The sequence below is a fragment of the Alteribacillus persepolensis genome, from assembly GCF_900099605.1.
GTDB classification, from domain to species: Bacteria; Bacillota; Bacilli; order Bacillales; family Marinococcaceae; genus Alteribacillus; species Alteribacillus persepolensis.
On the sequence record NZ_FNDK01000002.1, the window covers coordinates 187,426 to 204,771 of the forward strand.

The 17,346-nt window shown below is 44.4% G+C and carries 18 protein-coding genes; all 18 read left to right on the forward strand.

Going from position 1 to position 17,346, the window contains the following annotated elements; translation table 11 throughout:
- The first annotated feature begins 5 nt into the window (after positions 1 to 5).
- The 18 genes from uvrA (at position 6) to BLT18_RS04080 (ending at position 17,346) form a co-directional block, all read left to right on the forward strand.
- Positions 6 to 2,888, forward strand: coding sequence for an excinuclease ABC subunit UvrA (uvrA, locus tag BLT18_RS03995; RefSeq protein WP_091271455.1), 2,883 nt, complete (start codon positions 6 to 8; stop codon positions 2,886 to 2,888).
- Between the two features lie 415 nt (positions 2,889 to 3,303).
- Entirely contained in the window at positions 3,304 to 4,491 is a 1,188-nt protein-coding gene (locus BLT18_RS04000; protein WP_091271457.1) for a DUF4097 family beta strand repeat-containing protein, read from the forward strand.
- Positions 4,492 to 4,504: 13 nt separating this feature from the next.
- A complete protein-coding gene (locus BLT18_RS04005; protein ID WP_175487362.1) occupies positions 4,505 to 4,705 on the forward strand; it encodes a PspC domain-containing protein in 201 nt (66 codons plus the stop codon).
- Positions 4,705 to 5,061, forward strand: coding sequence for a phage holin family protein (locus tag BLT18_RS04010; RefSeq protein WP_091271459.1), 357 nt, complete (start codon positions 4,705 to 4,707; stop codon positions 5,059 to 5,061). Before BLT18_RS04005 ends, BLT18_RS04010 begins: the two co-directional genes overlap by 1 nt.
- Before the next feature lie 324 nt (positions 5,062 to 5,385).
- Positions 5,386 to 6,321, forward strand: coding sequence for an HPr(Ser) kinase/phosphatase (gene hprK / locus BLT18_RS04015; RefSeq protein WP_091271461.1), 936 nt, complete (start codon positions 5,386 to 5,388; stop codon positions 6,319 to 6,321).
- Positions 6,322 to 6,345: 24 nt separating this feature from the next.
- On the forward strand, positions 6,346 to 7,227 hold the full coding sequence (lgt, locus tag BLT18_RS04020; protein WP_091271463.1) for a prolipoprotein diacylglyceryl transferase: 882 nt from the start codon (positions 6,346 to 6,348) through the stop codon (positions 7,225 to 7,227).
- A 74-nt stretch (positions 7,228 to 7,301) separates the two neighbouring features.
- Positions 7,302 to 8,252 carry a nucleoside recognition domain-containing protein gene (locus tag BLT18_RS04025; protein ID WP_091271464.1) on the forward strand — a complete coding sequence of 317 codons (951 nt, stop codon included), beginning with the start codon at positions 7,302 to 7,304 and terminating at the stop codon, positions 8,250 to 8,252.
- Positions 8,242 to 8,889 (forward strand): pyrophosphatase PpaX, encoded by a 648-nt coding sequence (gene ppaX, locus BLT18_RS04030; protein WP_091271466.1) that lies wholly within the window; start codon positions 8,242 to 8,244, stop codon positions 8,887 to 8,889. Before BLT18_RS04025 ends, ppaX begins: the two co-directional genes overlap by 11 nt.
- The gene (locus BLT18_RS04035; protein ID WP_091271467.1) at positions 8,886 to 9,389 is read left to right on the forward strand and encodes an acyltransferase; all 504 of its coding nucleotides are present in this window, start codon (positions 8,886 to 8,888) and stop codon (positions 9,387 to 9,389) included. The genes ppaX and BLT18_RS04035 overlap by 4 nt, the downstream gene beginning before the upstream one ends.
- Positions 9,390 to 9,661: 272 nt before the next feature.
- Positions 9,662 to 10,849 carry an ATP phosphoribosyltransferase regulatory subunit gene (locus tag BLT18_RS04040; RefSeq protein WP_175487363.1) on the forward strand — a complete coding sequence of 396 codons (1,188 nt, stop codon included), beginning with the start codon at positions 9,662 to 9,664 and terminating at the stop codon, positions 10,847 to 10,849.
- Positions 10,842 to 11,480 carry an ATP phosphoribosyltransferase gene (gene hisG, locus BLT18_RS04045; RefSeq protein ID WP_091271469.1) on the forward strand — a complete coding sequence of 213 codons (639 nt, stop codon included), beginning with the start codon at positions 10,842 to 10,844 and terminating at the stop codon, positions 11,478 to 11,480. The genes BLT18_RS04040 and hisG overlap by 8 nt, the downstream gene beginning before the upstream one ends.
- Positions 11,477 to 12,751, forward strand: a complete 1,275-nt coding sequence (hisD, locus tag BLT18_RS04050) for a histidinol dehydrogenase (RefSeq protein ID WP_091271471.1) — start codon at positions 11,477 to 11,479, stop codon at positions 12,749 to 12,751. The genes hisG and hisD overlap by 4 nt, the downstream gene beginning before the upstream one ends.
- On the forward strand, positions 12,751 to 13,341 hold the full coding sequence (gene hisB / locus BLT18_RS04055) for an imidazoleglycerol-phosphate dehydratase HisB (protein ID WP_175487364.1): 591 nt from the start codon (positions 12,751 to 12,753) through the stop codon (positions 13,339 to 13,341). Before hisD ends, hisB begins: the two co-directional genes overlap by 1 nt.
- A 69-nt stretch (positions 13,342 to 13,410) precedes the next feature.
- On the forward strand, positions 13,411 to 14,055 hold the full coding sequence (hisH, locus tag BLT18_RS04060; protein ID WP_091271472.1) for an imidazole glycerol phosphate synthase subunit HisH: 645 nt from the start codon (positions 13,411 to 13,413) through the stop codon (positions 14,053 to 14,055).
- Entirely contained in the window at positions 14,048 to 14,779 is a 732-nt protein-coding gene (gene hisA / locus BLT18_RS04065) for a 1-(5-phosphoribosyl)-5-[(5-phosphoribosylamino)methylideneamino]imidazole-4-carboxamide isomerase (RefSeq protein ID WP_091271474.1), read from the forward strand. Before hisH ends, hisA begins: the two co-directional genes overlap by 8 nt.
- Positions 14,780 to 14,781: 2 nt before the next feature.
- Complete coding sequence (hisF, locus tag BLT18_RS04070) at positions 14,782 to 15,540, forward strand: imidazole glycerol phosphate synthase subunit HisF (protein ID WP_091271476.1); 759 nt, start codon at positions 14,782 to 14,784, stop codon at positions 15,538 to 15,540.
- Complete coding sequence (gene hisIE / locus BLT18_RS04075; protein WP_091271478.1) at positions 15,537 to 16,166, forward strand: bifunctional phosphoribosyl-AMP cyclohydrolase/phosphoribosyl-ATP diphosphatase HisIE; 630 nt, start codon at positions 15,537 to 15,539, stop codon at positions 16,164 to 16,166. Before hisF ends, hisIE begins: the two co-directional genes overlap by 4 nt.
- A 121-nt stretch (positions 16,167 to 16,287) precedes the next feature.
- The gene (locus BLT18_RS04080) at positions 16,288 to 17,346 is read left to right on the forward strand and encodes a tetratricopeptide repeat protein (protein WP_175487365.1); all 1,059 of its coding nucleotides are present in this window, start codon (positions 16,288 to 16,290) and stop codon (positions 17,344 to 17,346) included.

Sequence of the window (17,346 nt, forward strand, 5' to 3'; positions counted from 1 at the left end):
CCTGTATGGACCTTGATCATATACAAATTAAAGGCGCTCGTTCGCACAATTTACAAAACATCGACGTGGCCATCCCACGAGATCAGTTCGTAGTATTAACTGGGTTATCTGGTTCAGGGAAATCTTCGCTGGCCTTTGATACGATTTATGCCGAGGGGCAGCGCCGTTACATTGAGTCGTTGTCGGCTTATGCCAGACAATTTTTAGGACAAATGGATAAGCCGGATGTTGATTCGATTGAGGGATTGTCTCCAACGATTTCGATTGACCAAAAAACGACCAGCCGCAATCCTCGTTCGACGGTCGGCACGGTAACAGAGATTTTTGACTATTTAAGGTTATTGTTTGCCAGAATCGGCAAACCAATATGTCCAAAGCACAACGTAGAAATTGCTTCACAAACTGTCCAGCAGATGGTTGATCGAATGACGGCATATCCAGAACGAACAAAGATGCAGATTTTAGCCCCGCTCGTAACCGGCAGAAAAGGGGAGCACGTCAAAGTGCTGGAAGACTTGAAACAGCGCGGCTTTGTCCGGGCGCGTGTGGACGGAGAAATGCGTGAAGTGGCAGAAGAAATTTCCCTTGATAAGAATAAAAAACATCATATCGAAGCTGTCGTTGACCGTGTGGTGATAAAAGAGGGTGTAGAAAGCCGGCTGGCTGATTCATTAGAGACAGCGCTTGAATTAAGCGGTGGAAAAGCTCTCATTGATGTTGTTGGGGAGGAAGAACTTCTATTTAATCAACATCATGCTTGTCCTTACTGCGGCTTTACGATTGGAGAGCTCGAACCGCGTTTGTTTTCGTTTAACAGCCCGTTTGGTGCTTGTCCAACGTGTGATGGTATTGGAAGCAAGCTTGAAGTAGACAAGGAGTTAGTCATTCCAGACTGGGACCGGACACTACGTGATCACGCGATTGCAGCTTGGAAGCCGACGAGTTCGCAGTACTATCCGCAGTTGTTGGAGTCAGTGTGCAGCCACTTTGGCATTGATATGGATGTAGCAGTGAAAGAGCTGCCTAAACAGCAAATGGACATTCTTTTACATGGAAGTGGACAAGAACGAGTGGCGTTTCGTTATGAAAATGACCGAGGCGCTGTGAAAGAACGCCACATTTATTTTGAAGGGGTACTGCATAACATTGCACGGCGGTACCGTGAAACATCTTCAGATTTTATCCGTGAACAAATGGAACAGTACATGACACGCAGTGCCTGCTCCACTTGCAAAGGCTATCGGCTCCGTAAAGAAAGCCTTGCGGTAAAAGTGGACAGCTGTCATATTGGAGAATTGGCAGAGCTTTCCGTTAAAGATGCCAAAACATTTTTTGAAGACCTGGAATTAGATGAAAAAGATCTGGCGATTGCGAATTTAATTTTACGCGAGATCAAAGACAGGCTCGGGTTTTTAATAAATGTCGGACTTGATTACTTAACGCTCAGCCGTTCGGCAGGAACTCTTTCTGGCGGGGAAGCACAGCGAATCAGACTGGCTACTCAAATCGGATCATCTCTTATGGGAGTGCTCTACATTTTGGATGAGCCGTCTATCGGGCTTCACCAGCGTGACAACCACCGCTTAATCCAAACACTCGAGCGTATGCGCGACCTTGGGAACACGCTTATCGTCGTGGAGCACGATGAAGACACGATGCTTGCGGCTGACCATATTATTGACATCGGCCCTGGTGCGGGCATGCACGGTGGACACATCACTGCTCAAGGTTCCCCGGAAGAAATCAAAGTGGATGAAAACTCATTAACAGGCCAATATTTGGCCGGGAGAAAATTCATACCACTGCCGGCTGAGCGCAGAAAGCCGCAAAAACGCTGGCTGAAAATAAAGGGAGCAAACGAAAATAACTTGCACGACACAAGTGTTGATATTCCGCTCGGACTGTTTACGGCTGTCACAGGTGTGTCTGGTTCTGGAAAAAGTACATTAATTAATGACATTTTGTATAAGGCGCTGTCGCAAAAACTGCATCGCGGCAAAGAAAAGCCGGGCCGCCATAAAAAAATTGAAGGCATGGATCAGCTGGAAAAAGTCATTGATATTGACCAGTCACCGATTGGACGAACACCCCGGTCAAATCCAGCCACGTATACAGGGGTGTTTGATGACATACGCGATGTGTTTGCGATGACCAATGAAGCCAAAATGCGCGGCTATAAGAAAGGGCGTTTTAGCTTTAACGTGCGTGGCGGCCGTTGTGAAGCGTGTAAGGGCGATGGAATTATCCGTATTGAAATGCACTTTTTGCCGGATGTGTACGTCCCTTGTGAAGAATGCCATGGAAAAAGGTATAATCGTGATACGCTTGACATACGGTACAAAGGGAAGAATATCGCAGATGTGTTGGATATGACGGTTGAAGAGGCCTTGGCGTTTTTTGAAAATATCCCGAAAATAAAACGGAAAATCCAAACGCTGTTTGACGTTGGCCTTGGTTATGTGAAATTAGGACAGCCAGCTACAACTCTATCCGGCGGGGAAGCACAGCGCGTTAAATTAGCTAGTCAGCTGCACCGCCGCTCCACAGGAAAGTCTCTCTATATACTAGATGAGCCGACGACCGGTTTGCATGTTGACGATATTGACCGGCTGTTGACCGTGTTACAAAGGCTGGTGAGAAATGGCGATACGGTTCTTGTCATCGAGCATAATTTGGACGTCATCAAAACGGTAGACTATATTATTGACCTTGGTCCAGAAGGCGGTGATAAAGGCGGCAAGCTGGTGGCATCTGGTACACCGGAAGACATCAGCAGCGTGCGGGAGTCCTATACCGGCCACTATTTAGCACCTGTCTTAGCAAGAGAAAGAAAGCGCATGGAAGAAAAGTTATCACAAGCGGAACAAGTTGCAGAATCCTCTTCATAACACACCCACGATGCTGCCTTGGTGCACATGGAAGAAAGGGATAATACATCATGAAGTCCTTTGTCTTTGTATTCCTGTGCGCAGGCAGCTTTTTCTCACAAAAATAGATGAGTACAGCACGTTGGCATGAATGATTGGTGCCTGCAGCATGCGAAGGGGAAGTTTAGATAAGTGAAAAAGCCGGCATACTGCTGTCACGGAATGCTTCATGTTTATAAAGTTTTCCCTTACACTTTAGGACAGTTAAGGTGATTCAAGGATAAGGGAAGCGGCGGCTTCTGCCACAGGAATTTGGCGGCGTACTGCGCTTTTTGCATCATGTTTTCCATTGTTTGTTGAAACGTCTTGTGTTAGCCGTTCGTACATAAGGGATAAGGATAGCCCCCTTAGATTATACAAAAGGAAGGGATACACTGTGGAAGAAGAGCGCAAACTAATTTTAAAAATGGTGGAAGAAGGAAAGATTTCAGCAGATGAGGGAGCGAAGTTATTAAAAGCGCTGCAGCAAGAAACAAACGAAGATGTATCCAATAAAACAACCAGTTCGGTCTCTGCATCAGAACAAGCTGACTCCACGTATGACAGAGCAGATGTGTCACAGCCTGAAACAACAAACGGCAGCCTTTCAACAAAAGTCAATTGGGAAGAAGGCAACAAGCGCTACGATGAATGGGAAAAGGAAAAGCAAAAAAAATCAGAGGCAACGACAAGCTTTACGGACTTTATTGATAATGCCATTCAAAAAATAAGAGAGCTGGATCTTGATTTTAATTTTGGCACGTATGAAAACGTCCGCCATATTTTTCAACATAAAAATATGACGCAGACCGTATTGGATATATCGTTAGAAAATGGATCTGTCGAGTTAACGCCCTGGAATGAATCAGATATAAAGATTGTTTGTGATGCAAAAGTGTATAAAGGGAAAAATCAGGAAGAAGCCCGTCAGGAATTTTTAAAAGAGACAACGTTCGAAACGGATGGCACGCAGTTGAACTTCTATACGAAAACAAAAGCAATGAAAGTAAATGCTGTCGTATATATTCCAAAAAAGGCCTACGAACGCGTGCAGCTGTACACGTTTAATGGCCATTTGAAAGGGGAATCACTAATAGCAGACAGTTTCTCCGGCAAAGCTGTAAATGGAAGCTTGACGATTACATCGCCAAATCATTTGCGATTTAGCGGGGAAACGGTAAACGGCCCAATTAAAATTCACGGTGGAACATTAGACATTGCTGACATTAAAACAATGAATGGTACGATTGAACTGGATACAGACATTCGGGATGTAGAAGCAGAGTCGGTAAACGGAACAATTGACAGCAAACTAGCCATCAGCCAGGACGCACGTGCGAGCTTATCTGCAACGACGGGAAGCATCTTTATTACATTGCCAAGCGATATTCGCACAGATGGACAGCTTCGCACCAATGTGGGAAACTATAATTATGCGTTGAGTGATATGGAAATTACAGAAGAAAAGAAAGATTTCATTCAAAAATCGCTGCAATTTACGTCGAACCACAGTGCCTCTCCACGCTTACGTTTAGATGCTGCTACAAAAACAGGCTCTATTTCGCTAAAACCGAGGCATATGTAAGGAGGATATACAGATGAAAAAACTGTACCGCAGCAAGCAAAACCGCATGCTCGCAGGTGTGTGCGGGGGGATTGCCAATTATTTTAATGTTGACCCCACATTAATTCGTATTATTACAGTAGTTATAGCAATTATCACGTGGGGGCTGCCTGTACCATTAGCCTACATTGTGCTTGCGATTATTATGCCAAATGAAGGAGATCATGCAGAGTAATGGGCTGCGTTCTTCCCTTTATCGTAAATGCGGTGACATTAATGGTTGTGGCAGGATTCTTTGACGGTTTTTACTTAGAAGGAATTGGCGCTGCCATTATGGCAAGCATCATATTAACGCTGATTAATTTGTTAATCCGTCCGCTGCTCGTTGTTTTCACCCTGCCAATTACCGTATTTACGCTTGGTTTGTTTATTTTTATTATAAATGCTGCTCTCCTTATGCTGACAGCGGGATTGATGGGAGATGCGTTTTCCATTTCTGGATTTGGCATGGCGCTGTTGGCTGCTGTCATTATTGCGATTTTGAATGTTTTTATTAACAATGTGATTCTTGATATGTTTCAAAAAAAATAAATGCATGGGCACGCTGTCTCTAAGAAGGCAGCGTTTTTTGGTTTCATCAGGATTTATCAGCATGTTTTCTCTTTTGATTGGACAGCGCTTTAGATTCTTTAAGGGCTGCAGGGAGCTTTTTCACTTCTAAAGCAATTTTTTGCCGTCTGAGAGGCTGTTTTGCTGCGGCGTTTTTGAGTGCTTGTGCTTTTCTAATGGAAGCACCCCATTCTTGGAAGATTCCACATTGTTTAAAAATCGTGCTACAATGATAAAAGTGTAAAAATTATGATGTTTCCTTTTTCCAAAAAGTACTGGATAGAGGAAGTGGCAGGAGGGTGACCAATGCCAAAAGTAACTGCAAATGACCTTGTCGAACACTTTAACCTGGAAGTGCTGGCAGGAGAAGATGAAGTACATCGTGCCATTACTACAAGTGATATATCCCGCCCTGGTATAGAGATGGCCGGTTTTTTCACGTATTATCCGGCGAAGCGTCTGCAGCTGTTTGGTCGTACGGAACTTTCTTTTTTTCAACAATTAACTAATGATGAAAAACAGGAAAGAATGGAAAAACTATGTACATATGACACACCGGGAATTATTATTTCACGAGGGTTGTCTGCCCCAAAAGAATTAATTGAAAGTGCAGAAAAAACAGGCGTTCCAATTATGCGTTCTGACGTGACAACAACACGACTCAGCAGTCAGCTTACGAACTACCTGGAAGCAAAGCTGGCAAAAGCAACAGCTGTACATGGCGTACTGGTTGATATCTACGGTATCGGTGTTTTGTTAACGGGAGCCAGCGGTGTCGGGAAAAGTGAAACGGCGCTTGACCTTGTGCGGCGCGGCCATCGTCTCGTTGCTGATGATTCGGTGGAGATACGGCAGCAGCATGGAAATACGCTAGTCGGACGCCCCCCTGAGTTAATTCAGCATCTCTTGGAAATTCGCGGACTAGGCATAATCGACGTCATGACATTGTTTGGCGCAGGAGCCGTTCGCCCGTTTAAACGGATAGCGCTGACGATTCATTTGGAATTGTGGGATGAAAATAAAGCATATGATCGTTTAGGGATTGAAGAAGCGACGATGAAAATTATTGATACCGAAATCCCAAAATACACAATACCAGTACGGCCAGGAAGAAACTTGGCAGTCATCGTGGAAGTAGCAGCGATGAATTTTCGATTAAAACGAATGGGGATTAATACCGCCCAGCAGTTTTCTGATAAGTTGACAGATGTTATTGAAGAAGGAGACCGAGAAGAATTTTAGAGGGAAGATAGGAGAGGAACGGTCATGATATATGCGATTCAGCCGCTTGATCGAGTTGCCTTTGAACTTGGGCCGCTGACGGTATACTGGTATGGAGTAATTATAGGTATCGGAGCACTCCTTGGGTTTTTGATTGCTAATAGAGAAGCAAATAAACGCGGACTGCCGAAAGATGTGTTTGCTGATTTGCTTATTTTTGCTATTCCAATTGCGATTGTATCCGCCCGGCTGTATTATGTCATTTTTAGATGGGATTATTACGGCGAGCATCCAGGTCAAATCGTTGCGATTTGGGAAGGCGGTCTTGCCATACACGGCGGCTTAATCGGTGCTGTTATCACGGCGATCGTGTTTTGCAAAAAACGCGGCATTTCTTTCTGGAAGCTGGCAGATATTGCGGCTCCAAGCATTATTCTCGCGCAGGCAATCGGCCGCTGGGGTAATTTTATGAATCAAGAAGCACATGGAGGGCCGGTGACACGAGACTTTTTAGAAAGCTTGCAGCTGCCTGAGTTTATTATTAATCAAATGTATATTGATGGAACGTATTATCATCCTACTTTTTTGTATGAATCTGTATGGAACCTTGCCGGATTTCTATTGCTGATCTTTTTGCGGCGTGTGAATTTGCGGCGCGGTGAATTGTTTTTAACGTACGTTATCTGGTATTCCGCAGGACGCTTTTTTATCGAAGGGATGCGTACCGACAGTCTTATGATCGGAGATATGCTGCGTACCGCACAAGTCATATCGGTCGTTCTCATCGTGACCGCTGTGGCGTTATGGATATACCGCAGGCAGACAGGACTCGCTCGTGCTCATTATTTGGATAATGATGGAGCCGGAGTTCCAAAAAAGAAAAAAGCAGCATCAAAACAAAAGAAACACAGCAAGAAAAAGAAATAAGGACATGCATGAATCCTTCCTTCTGACTCGGCTTTGACGAGCCGGGTTTTTCGTGCACAAACGGAGGAGATACGATGGAAACGTTGAAAAAAGGCTTGCTTGTCGGCTTTCAAACAACGTGGATGCTAGGGAAAATTATTTTTCCGATTACTTTTATCATCACGGTATTAAGTTACACGCCAGTGCTTGACTGGCTTGCCGGTTTGGTAGCTCCTTTCATGGGATGGGTCGGCCTGCCAGGGGAGGCGGCCATACCACTTGTTTTAGGGAACGTACTTAATTTGTACGCAGCGATTGGTGCAATTTTATCGATGGATTTAACAGTCAAGGAAGTCTTTATTCTCGCGGTAATGTTGTCATTTTCCCACAATTTATTTGTGGAATCAGCCCTTGCTGTGAAAGTCGGCATTCGTATGTCAGTCGTATTAGCGGTGAGAATAGGGCTGGCTGTTTTTTCTGCGTTCATGATTCATTGGCTTTGGCAAGGAGGTTCTGAACAAGCTCAGTATGGGTTTGTATCAGCAAGTGAGCAAACGACAGCGTCAACGATAGGAGGCATCATGTGGGATGGAGCCGCCAGTGCTTTCACTGGTGTCGTGCAAATCGCTGTGGTCGTTATTCCAATTATGATCTTTATTCAAGTGATGAAAGATTTAAAGTGGCTGCAAGTGTTCTCTTCCTGGATGACGCCGTTTACGAGAATGATGGGCATTCGCCCGAACACATCGACTACGCTTGCTTCTGGTATCGTATTTGGCCTGGCTTTCGGGGCAGGAGTAATGATGCAGGCCATTAAAGAAGACAATGTCAGCAAAAAAGATCTGTATCTTGTGTTTATCTTTCTTGTTGCATGCCACGCTGTAGTAGAAGATACGTTAATTTTCATTCCGCTTGGCATCCCAGTACTGCCGCTGCTCATTATTCGACTCGTCACAGCTGTGCTCTTGACAATGGCTGTAGCGTATATTTGGAACAGATCAGAAAAAAGGGGATATGCCCGCAAGGAGGCAACATATGACTATTAATACGGTTTTATTCGACTTTGACGGAACACTCGTAAATACCAATGAGTTGATTATTGCATCGTACCAACATGCGCTGGAGGGTTATGTCCCGCATCCATACAGCCGGGAAGATATTATCAGCTATATTGGTTTACCGTTATCCGACAGCTTTAAACAAATCGCTCCCGAACAGGCAGAGGAGTTAATGAAGCGGTATCAAAAGCATAATTTTGCTCATCACGATGAATTAATTGAAGAGTACGAAGGGGTTTTGGACACGGTGAAGCGGCTGTACGAGGAAGGGTACAAGCTTGGTGTGGTAACAACAAAGCGAAGACAATCGACGGAAAAAGGACTTCAGGCCTCAGGGCTGTCTCGTTATTTTTCCAGTGTTGTCACATTTAACGATGTAGAACACGTCAAGCCTGATCCAGAACCTATTGTGAAAGCGATGAATGAATTGCAGTCACAGCCGCAGGAATGTGTGATGGTAGGCGACAGCCAATACGATATTCTTGCTGGTAAAAACGCTGGTGTGCAAACAGCCGGCGTGGCATGGACGATTAAAGGAGAAGATTATTTGGCTTCCTATGAACCGGATGTGATGCTGAAAAAAATGCCGGATTTATTAACATATCTTGGAGAGCAGACAAGATGAGGCGAACCAAGCGGTATCCTGTATCGTCTGCTAATTCCCTGTGGCACATTTACAAGACCGTGCCGTTTCTTAAAGTGGTGAAAAACTTTATTATTATACAAATAGCGCGCTATACTCCGTTTATGTCCATGAAAAATTGGCTGTACCGCACCTTTTTAAAAATGGAGGTTGGAAAGACAACGTCTTTTGCGCTTATGGTGATGCCAGATATCATGTTTCCTGAAAAGATTCGGGTTGGCCATAACAGTGTGATTGGTTACAATACGACCATTCTGGCCCATGAATACTTAATTGAAGAATATCGAATTGGTTTAGTGGAAATTGGCAGCAATGTACTCATCGGTGCTAATTCAACGATTTTGCCCGGAGTAAAAATTGGAGATGGCGCTGTCATTGCAGCTGGTTCGGTGGTGCATAAAGATGTGGCACCAAATAGCTTTGTCGGCGGCAATCCGTTGCAGTTGATTCGTGAACACGCAGAAAAAGAAACTTCCCGCTAGCAGAAAACATTGTTCTAGCGGGAAGTTTCTTTTTCTATTAGCCGAATTCCCTTTTTCGAGGACGCTTGCGCTTTTCTTTATATGGCGCATGTTTCGGTTTCGATAAGAGAAAATAAAAAAAGGTCTGTGTTTCCTTCTATTGACGGAAAAGAAGAAGCGGTGTAAACTACACGATATATTCTTTATCTTATTAGTACATTAGCATACTAAAGTGGGACATAAACATAACAGTGAATAACTTATCAAGGAGAGACACGGAAGGAGCTTGCGCAATGAGCAAACCGTTTATGTTTGAAAAGCCAGTTGGAATGAGAGACACATTACCAGCTTATTACCAGACAAAAAACAAAATTAGACAACGTATGAAAAAGGAAATTGATAGTTGGGGATATGTACCAATCGAAACACCGGCATTAGAATATTATGACACCGTCGGTACAGCTTCTGCGATTCTAGATCAACAATTATTCAAACTCCTCGACCAGCAAGGCAATACCTTGGTTCTTCGTCCAGACATGACGGCTCCAATTGCCCGTGTGGCAGCTTCGAGTTTAAAGGACCAAGCGTTTCCGCTGCGCCTTTCTTATCACAGCCCTTTGTTTCGCGCACAGCAAAAAGAAGGCGGCAGACCAGCTGAATTTGAGCAAATGGGTGTAGAACTTGTTGGAGATGGCACCTCTAGTGCAGATGGGGAAGTCATCGCACTTATGGCGGCCACACTTAAAAAAGCCGGTTTGCAAGACTTTCAAATCGCGATTGGCCATATTGGCTACGTGAATGCGCTCTTGCTCGATGTCGTCGGAAGCGAGGAGCGTGCTGATACGCTGCGCCGTTACTTATATGAGAAAAATTATGTTGGATTCAAACAGCACGTCAAGAGCCTTCCGCTCTCTTCAATTGATGAAAAGCGCCTGCTTGGATTGCTGCAATTAAGAGGTGGTGCAGAAAAGTTAAATGATGCCCAAGAGCTTGTTCAAAATGGCGATGCTGCTCAAGCGCTTCATGATTTACACCAGCTCTTTGATGTATTAGAAGCCTATGGTGTAAGTGAGCATATTAAATTAGATTTAAACCTAGTCATGCACATGAGCTACTACACAGGAGTCGTATTTGAAGGCTATGGCAGCAAGCTCGGCTTCCCTTTATCGAGCGGCGGACGGTATGATGAGCTGCTGCAAAAGTTTCATCGTCCAGCACGTGCGACAGGGTTTGGCATTCGGTTGGATTTATTAGTAGAAGCGGTCGGAGAAACAGAAGGCCTGCCGCAGCAGACGTGCATCCTGTTTAGCAAAGAGCGCAGAAAAGAAGCAATTAAAGAAGCGGCACAACTTCGTGAAGACGGCCGGTCTGTTGTGCTTCAAGACTTACAAGGTGTAGAAAACGTGGACGAGTTAAGCGAAGCCTATGAAGAAGTGTATTATTTTATAGGAAAGAAGCAAGGAGGCAGCAGTCATGAGTGAACCACTAACGGTAGCGATGCCAAAAGGGCGTATCTTTGAAGAAGCAGTGGAACTTCTCCGTGAAGCAGGCTTTCCACTGCCCCCTGAGTTTGACGATTCCCGAAAATTAATTGTCGATGCGAATGAAGCAGACCTTCGTTTTATTTTGGCCAAGCCGATGGACGTGCCTACATATGTGGAGCACGGTGTCGCTGACCTTGGTGTGGCGGGGAAAGACACAATGATTGAAGAAGAGCGTGACGTATACGAAGTGCTCGACTTAAATATTAGTGAATGCTACTTAGCGGTAGCCGGCCTTCCTGGTTATGAGAAATCTGATATTAATCCAAAGGTTGCCTCGAAATATCCCAATCTTGCTACTCAATATTTTAAAGAACAAGGCGAACAAGTAGAAATTATTAAACTGAACGGCTCCATTGAGCTTGCACCGCTTGTAGGACTTGCAGACCGTATTGTTGATATCGTGTCGACAGGACGTACGCTACGGGAAAACGGTTTGGTTGAGTTAGAAACAATCGTACCTATTACGTCACGGCTTATCGTCAATCCTGTTAGTTACCGCATGAAAGACACACGCATCGATGACTTGGTTGAACGGCTTGCCAAAGTGGTAGAGGAGGATGACGAGTGAAAATTATCGATTTGACAGATGATGTGAGTTTAAAAAGAGATATAGAAGCAGGGACAGAAAAACAGCGGGAATCCGTAGACGCTATTATTCACCAAGTTCGTGACAAAGGTGATGAGGCACTGCGTGATTTAACGGAAATGTTTGACGGTGTTCGTTTGGATCACTTTTTTGTAACGCAAGAAGAAATTGAGGAAGCGTATCAAAACATTGATGATACCGTGTTAGAATCTTTGCGTCGTGCTGCTGGCAACATCCGCTCGTTTCACGAAAAACAGACTCGTCAATCTTGGTTTACGACAAGTGAAGATGGCACCTTACTGGGGCAGAAAATAACTCCGCTCGATTCTGCAGGTGTATACGTACCGGGCGGAAAAGCTGCGTATCCATCGACCATTATGATGAATGTGATTCCAGCACAAGTAGCAGGTGTGAAAGATATCGTGATGACATCTCCTCCAAATAAAGAGGGAAAACTTGCACCTGCTGTCCTCGCCACTGCAGCAGAGCTTGGCATTACTCATATTTTAAAAGCAGGCGGGGCCCAGGCGGTTGCTGCGCTTGCTTATGGGACAGAAAGTGTTCCTGCTGTCGATAAAATCACAGGCCCCGGCAACATTTTTGTAGCACTGGCTAAGCGCGAAGTGTTTGGCCAAGTTGATATTGATATGATTGCCGGGCCAAGTGAAGTCGTTGTTCTGGCTGATGATTATGCACGTCCGGATTATATTGCAGCGGACCTTCTTTCACAGGCGGAACACGATGAAATGGCCTCCGCTATTCTTGTGACAACATCGCAGGAAGTTGCGAAAAAAACAAGTATAGAAGTCGAAAAGCAATTGGCAGACTTGCCGAGAAAAGAGATTGCCCAAGCATCTGTCAACACACACGGAGCGATTTACGTCGCACGTTCTCTTCACGAAGCGATAGAAGCAGTAAACAAGCTTGCACCAGAGCACTTAGAAGTGTTGACCGAGCGTCCGTATGACGTCTTGGGCATGATTCGTCACGCTGGTGCGGTCTTTCTTGGTCCATTAAGTCCTGAGCCAATTGGTGATTATTTTGCCGGCCCGAACCATGTACTGCCCACAAATGGAACTGCACGGTTTTCCAGTCCGTTAAATGTGGACGACTTTACGAAAAAATCCAGTATTATTTCTTACAGTAAAGCAGCATTTTCCCGCGATGCAGATGATGTAGCAGCAATTGCACGACTAGAAGGATTAGAAGCACACGCGCGTTCCATTGACATTCGTAAAAAGGGGGAGAGCTAATGGTGGAGAGAAAAAGCCAGATCGAGCGAAAAACAGGCGAGACACATGTTCAGTTAGAAATGAACATTGATGGAGAAGGAAACAGCCAGATTGAGACGAATGTTCCGTTTATAACACATATGCTTGAGTTGTTTACAAAGCACGGCCATTTTGACTTAACGGTGGATGCTAAAGGAGATACCGAGGTGGACGATCATCATACCACAGAAGATATCGGTATTTGTCTTGGTCAAGTATTCAACGAAGCACTTGGTGATAAAAAAGGTATACGCCGTTATGGAAATTCATTTGTTCCAATGGATGAGACGCTTGCACAAGTAGTCGTGGACTTAAGCAATCGCCCCCACCTTGAATGCCGGGCCGAGTTTCCAAGTCAAAAAGTGGGCACATTTGATACCGAACTTGTGCATGAGTTTTTATGGAAGTTTGCTCTTGAAGCTCGAATGAACTTACATGTTATTGTCCACTACGGACAAAATACGCATCATATCATTGAAGCAATTTTTAAAGCGATGGCACGTGCACTAGACGAGGCGGCGCAGCACGATGAACGAGTAAAAGGAGTGCCGTCCACAAAAGGGATGCTGTAAATCAGGTGTATACGATTTGTCTTGAATGCAAGAGTGTCTTGATATGATACAGAAAGGAATGAGAGAGGCATGATTGGAATTATCGACTATGGTATGGGGAATCTGCATAGTGTCAGCAAAGCGCTTGAACGGCTTGACCTTTCTTATTTCTTGTCCGAAGCCCCAGCAGAGCTGGCAAAGGCAGAGGGGTTAATCCTGCCTGGAGTTGGTTCTTTTAAAGATGCGATGACATTATTAAAAGAAAAAGAACAGGAAGCATTTATTAAAATGTGGGTGCGTGATGGAAAGCCGCTTTTAGGCATCTGCCTTGGCATGCAATTATTATTTGAAGGAAGCGAAGAAAATGGCAGCACCGAAGGTCTTGGCTTTTTGCCAGGTTATGCGAAGCGTTTTACGGGTGAGGCGGAAAGCGGGGAAAACTACAAAGTTCCGCACATGGGCTGGAACAAATTGATGTTCCAACAGCCTGATCACCCATTATTACAAAACACAGAAGAAGGGCATGTGTATTTTGTACACTCCTACGTTATCGATACAAAAGAAGAAGATGTATTAATCGCAACAAGTGATTATTACCGGGAAGTGCCAGCGGTTGTTGGACACAAAAACGTGATGGGCACACAGTTTCACCCGGAGAAAAGCAGCCAGCTTGGCATGAAAATGTTGGAGAACTTTGGAAAAGTGGTTGCGGAAGGGAGCAAAAAGTATGAGTAAGTTTCATATTTATCCAGCAATCGATATTCGAGGCGGCAAGTGTGTCCGTCTTTTACAAGGAGATTATGCAAAAGAAACAGTATATGGGGATTCTCCATTTGATATGGCAGCACGTTTTGAAAAGGCCGGGGCAGAGTGGATACATATGGTTGATTTGGATGGTGCTAAAGAAAAACGTCGTGTCAATCACGAATCGGTCATTAAAGCAGCCAAAGAGCTTTCTGCCAACATTCAAGTAGGCGGGGGAATTCGTACAGCAGAAGATGTTGAATATTACTTAAACAATGGCGTGGACCGTGTAATTTTAGGAAGTGTGGCTGTTCAGCACCCTGAATTTGCTAAAGAAATGCTTCGTACCTATAAAGAAAAAATAGCGATTGGCCTGGATGCTAGAGATGGATATGTAGCGGTGAACGGATGGCTGGAAACTTCTGAGGTAACTGCTGTGGAGTTAGGCAAAAAGATGGCCGAATTTGGTGCACAAACATTTATCTTCACAGATATTGCCAAAGACGGTATGCTGTCAGGCCCGAATGTGACTGCTATTTGCGACTTAGCGAAAGCAACAGGTAAAAAGGTGATTGCCTCTGGTGGTGTGAGTAAGCCAGATGACATCAAAGAGTTGGCCGCGCACCGCGAAGAAGGGGTATCTGGTGTGATCATCGGAAAAGCCATTTACACAGGAAAAGTTGATGTGGACCAAGCACTAGCGGAGGTGGAGTGATCATGCTGACCAAGCGAATTATTCCATGTCTGGATGTTAAAGAAGGACGAGTAGTGAAAGGCGTACAATTTGTCGATTTAAGGGATGCTGGTGATCCAGTTGAATTAGCCGCTTTTTATGATGAACAAGGAGCGGATGAGCTCGTATTTCTGGATATCTCTGCTTCCCATGAAGGCCGTAAAACGATGGTAGAAGTTGTAAGAGAAGTAGCCGGGAAATTGGCGATACCATTTACGGTTGGTGGAGGAATTAATGCATTAGATGACATGCGCACGATTCTGCGTGCTGGTGCGGATAAAGTATCCTTAAATACGGCGGCCGTGAAACGCCCAGAATTAATTACGGAAGGATCCGATTATTTTGGGTCTCAGTGTATCGTTGTTGCGATTGATGCGAAATACGATGACGAGTTAGGGTCTTGGCGTATTTATACTCATGGCGGCCGGAAGCCGACTGATTGGGAAGTAACAGATTGGGCAAAAGAGGTTGTAAAGCGCGGCGCCGGTGAGATTTTACTAACCAGCATGGACCAAGACGGAGCAAAAACGGGCTTTGACCTTGCGTTGACCAAAAAGGTAAATGAAGCAGTATCCGTTCCAGTCATTGCTTCTGGCGGTGCGGGAGCCAAACAAGATTTTGTTGGTGTATTTGAAGATGCTCAAGCTGATGCAGCACTGGCTGCTTCGATTTTTCATTATAAAGAAACATCTGTAGAAGAAGTAAAATCTTATCTGCGTGAAAAAGGGGTGCGTGTTCGATGAACCTAGATGAGCTGACATTTGATGAAAATGGATTAATTCCAGCCATTGTTCAAGATGAAGTGAGTAAAGAAGTACTGACGCTTGCTTATATGAATAAAGAATCACTGCAAAAAACAATGGAGACAAAAGAAACGTGGTTTTACAGCCGTTCCCGCCAGGAGTTGTGGCATAAAGGGGAAACGTCTGGCAACACTCAGCGAGTGTCCGATATTCGCTATGACTGCGACAAGGATGCACTGGTCGTCAAAGTACTGCCAGCTGGTCCGGCTTGTCATAAAGGAACATACAGTTGTTTTAACGAGTCCTTATTAGACAATCATGCAGATCCGAAAGAGAATCGTTTCCACATTTTAAATGAACTTGAAAAAACCATTGCCAAACGTGAAGTCCAAATGCCGGAAGGGGCGTACACTACATACCTCTTTTCTGAAGGTGTGGATAAAATTCTAAAGAAAGTCGGAGAAGAAGCCAGTGAAGTTATCATTGCTTCGAAAAACCGCGATTACGACGAATTAAAATGGGAGAGTGCGGATCTGCTTTATCATTTGTTTGTATTGCTTCGTGAGCAAAAATTACCTCTCGATGCAGTATTAGAAGTGTTAGAAGAGCGCCACGGTAACAAGTAATCTCAAGAGAAGCTGTTCGATGGCAGGGGGATTTTCCCTAAACGAACAGCTTTTTTTCCTTTCTTTAGGATGATATACTAGCCATATTGTAACGGTGCTCCTAATGGAGGGGAAAGAAACCATGAATAGACAAAATAATTACCGTAAGGGACAGATTATCCCTTTTATACAAAATGGGGAATACTTTTTTAAACGGGGCGTCACGGCGTATCAAAACAACCAGCTGCAGCGCGCCGTTAAATATTTACGAAGAGCGGTCGAGCTAAATCCAGAACAAGGTGTATTTTATTGCCAACTTGCGGCTGTGTATGCTGATTTGGCTGACTATGAAAAGTCTAATGCACTGCTTTTGTATGTCCTTGATGAATTAGATGAAACGATGTATGAGTGCTATTTTTTTCTCGCTAATAACTATGCGTATCAAGGATTATTTGATCGAGCAAGAGAAATGGCAAACCTGTATTTGTCTTGTGCGCCAGAAGGTGATTTTACTGCAGATGCAGAAGATTTGCTTCAGCTGCTGAAACTAGAAGGTGTGGAAGACGACGAGGCTGAAGAAGAGTGGCTCCGGACAGGAGACGAGTTAATTATAACGTATGAAAAAGCGCTGCGTATGATAGAAGAAAACAAGTTATTAGAAGCAGAAAACTTGCTTGAAAATATCATTACGGATTATCCTTCGTATTGGCCTGCACACAGTCAGCTTGCTCAAGTACTTCATTTAAAAGGACAGACGGAAGAAGCGCTTGCTTATATTAAAGATATTTTACAGGAAAATCATTATGTGCCGGCAATGTGCCAGCTTGCCTTGTTTTATAAGGAACTGGGCCGGGAAACAGAAGCACAAGACACCACTCTTGTGCTGAAAAAAATGGTGCCGATGGATAAAGATCACTTACAGCGTGTTGCAATAACGTTATGCTGCTTAAGGGAGTATGAAGGAGCATATCATCTCTTTCGCACGCTGTTTCAACGGTTTTACCCTGAAGATAAAACCATCTTTTTTCAATACGGGGTAGCATCTTATCAAACCGGCCGGTATCAACAAGCCAAAAAATGGTGGAGACAAGCTGAAGTGAGAAATCATAATGGTGCTTCGCAGCTGTTGGCAAAAATGCAGGACGGCCTTTTAACAGCAAGTGATGTTATGCACGTGACGCATGAACAGTACCGATACTAA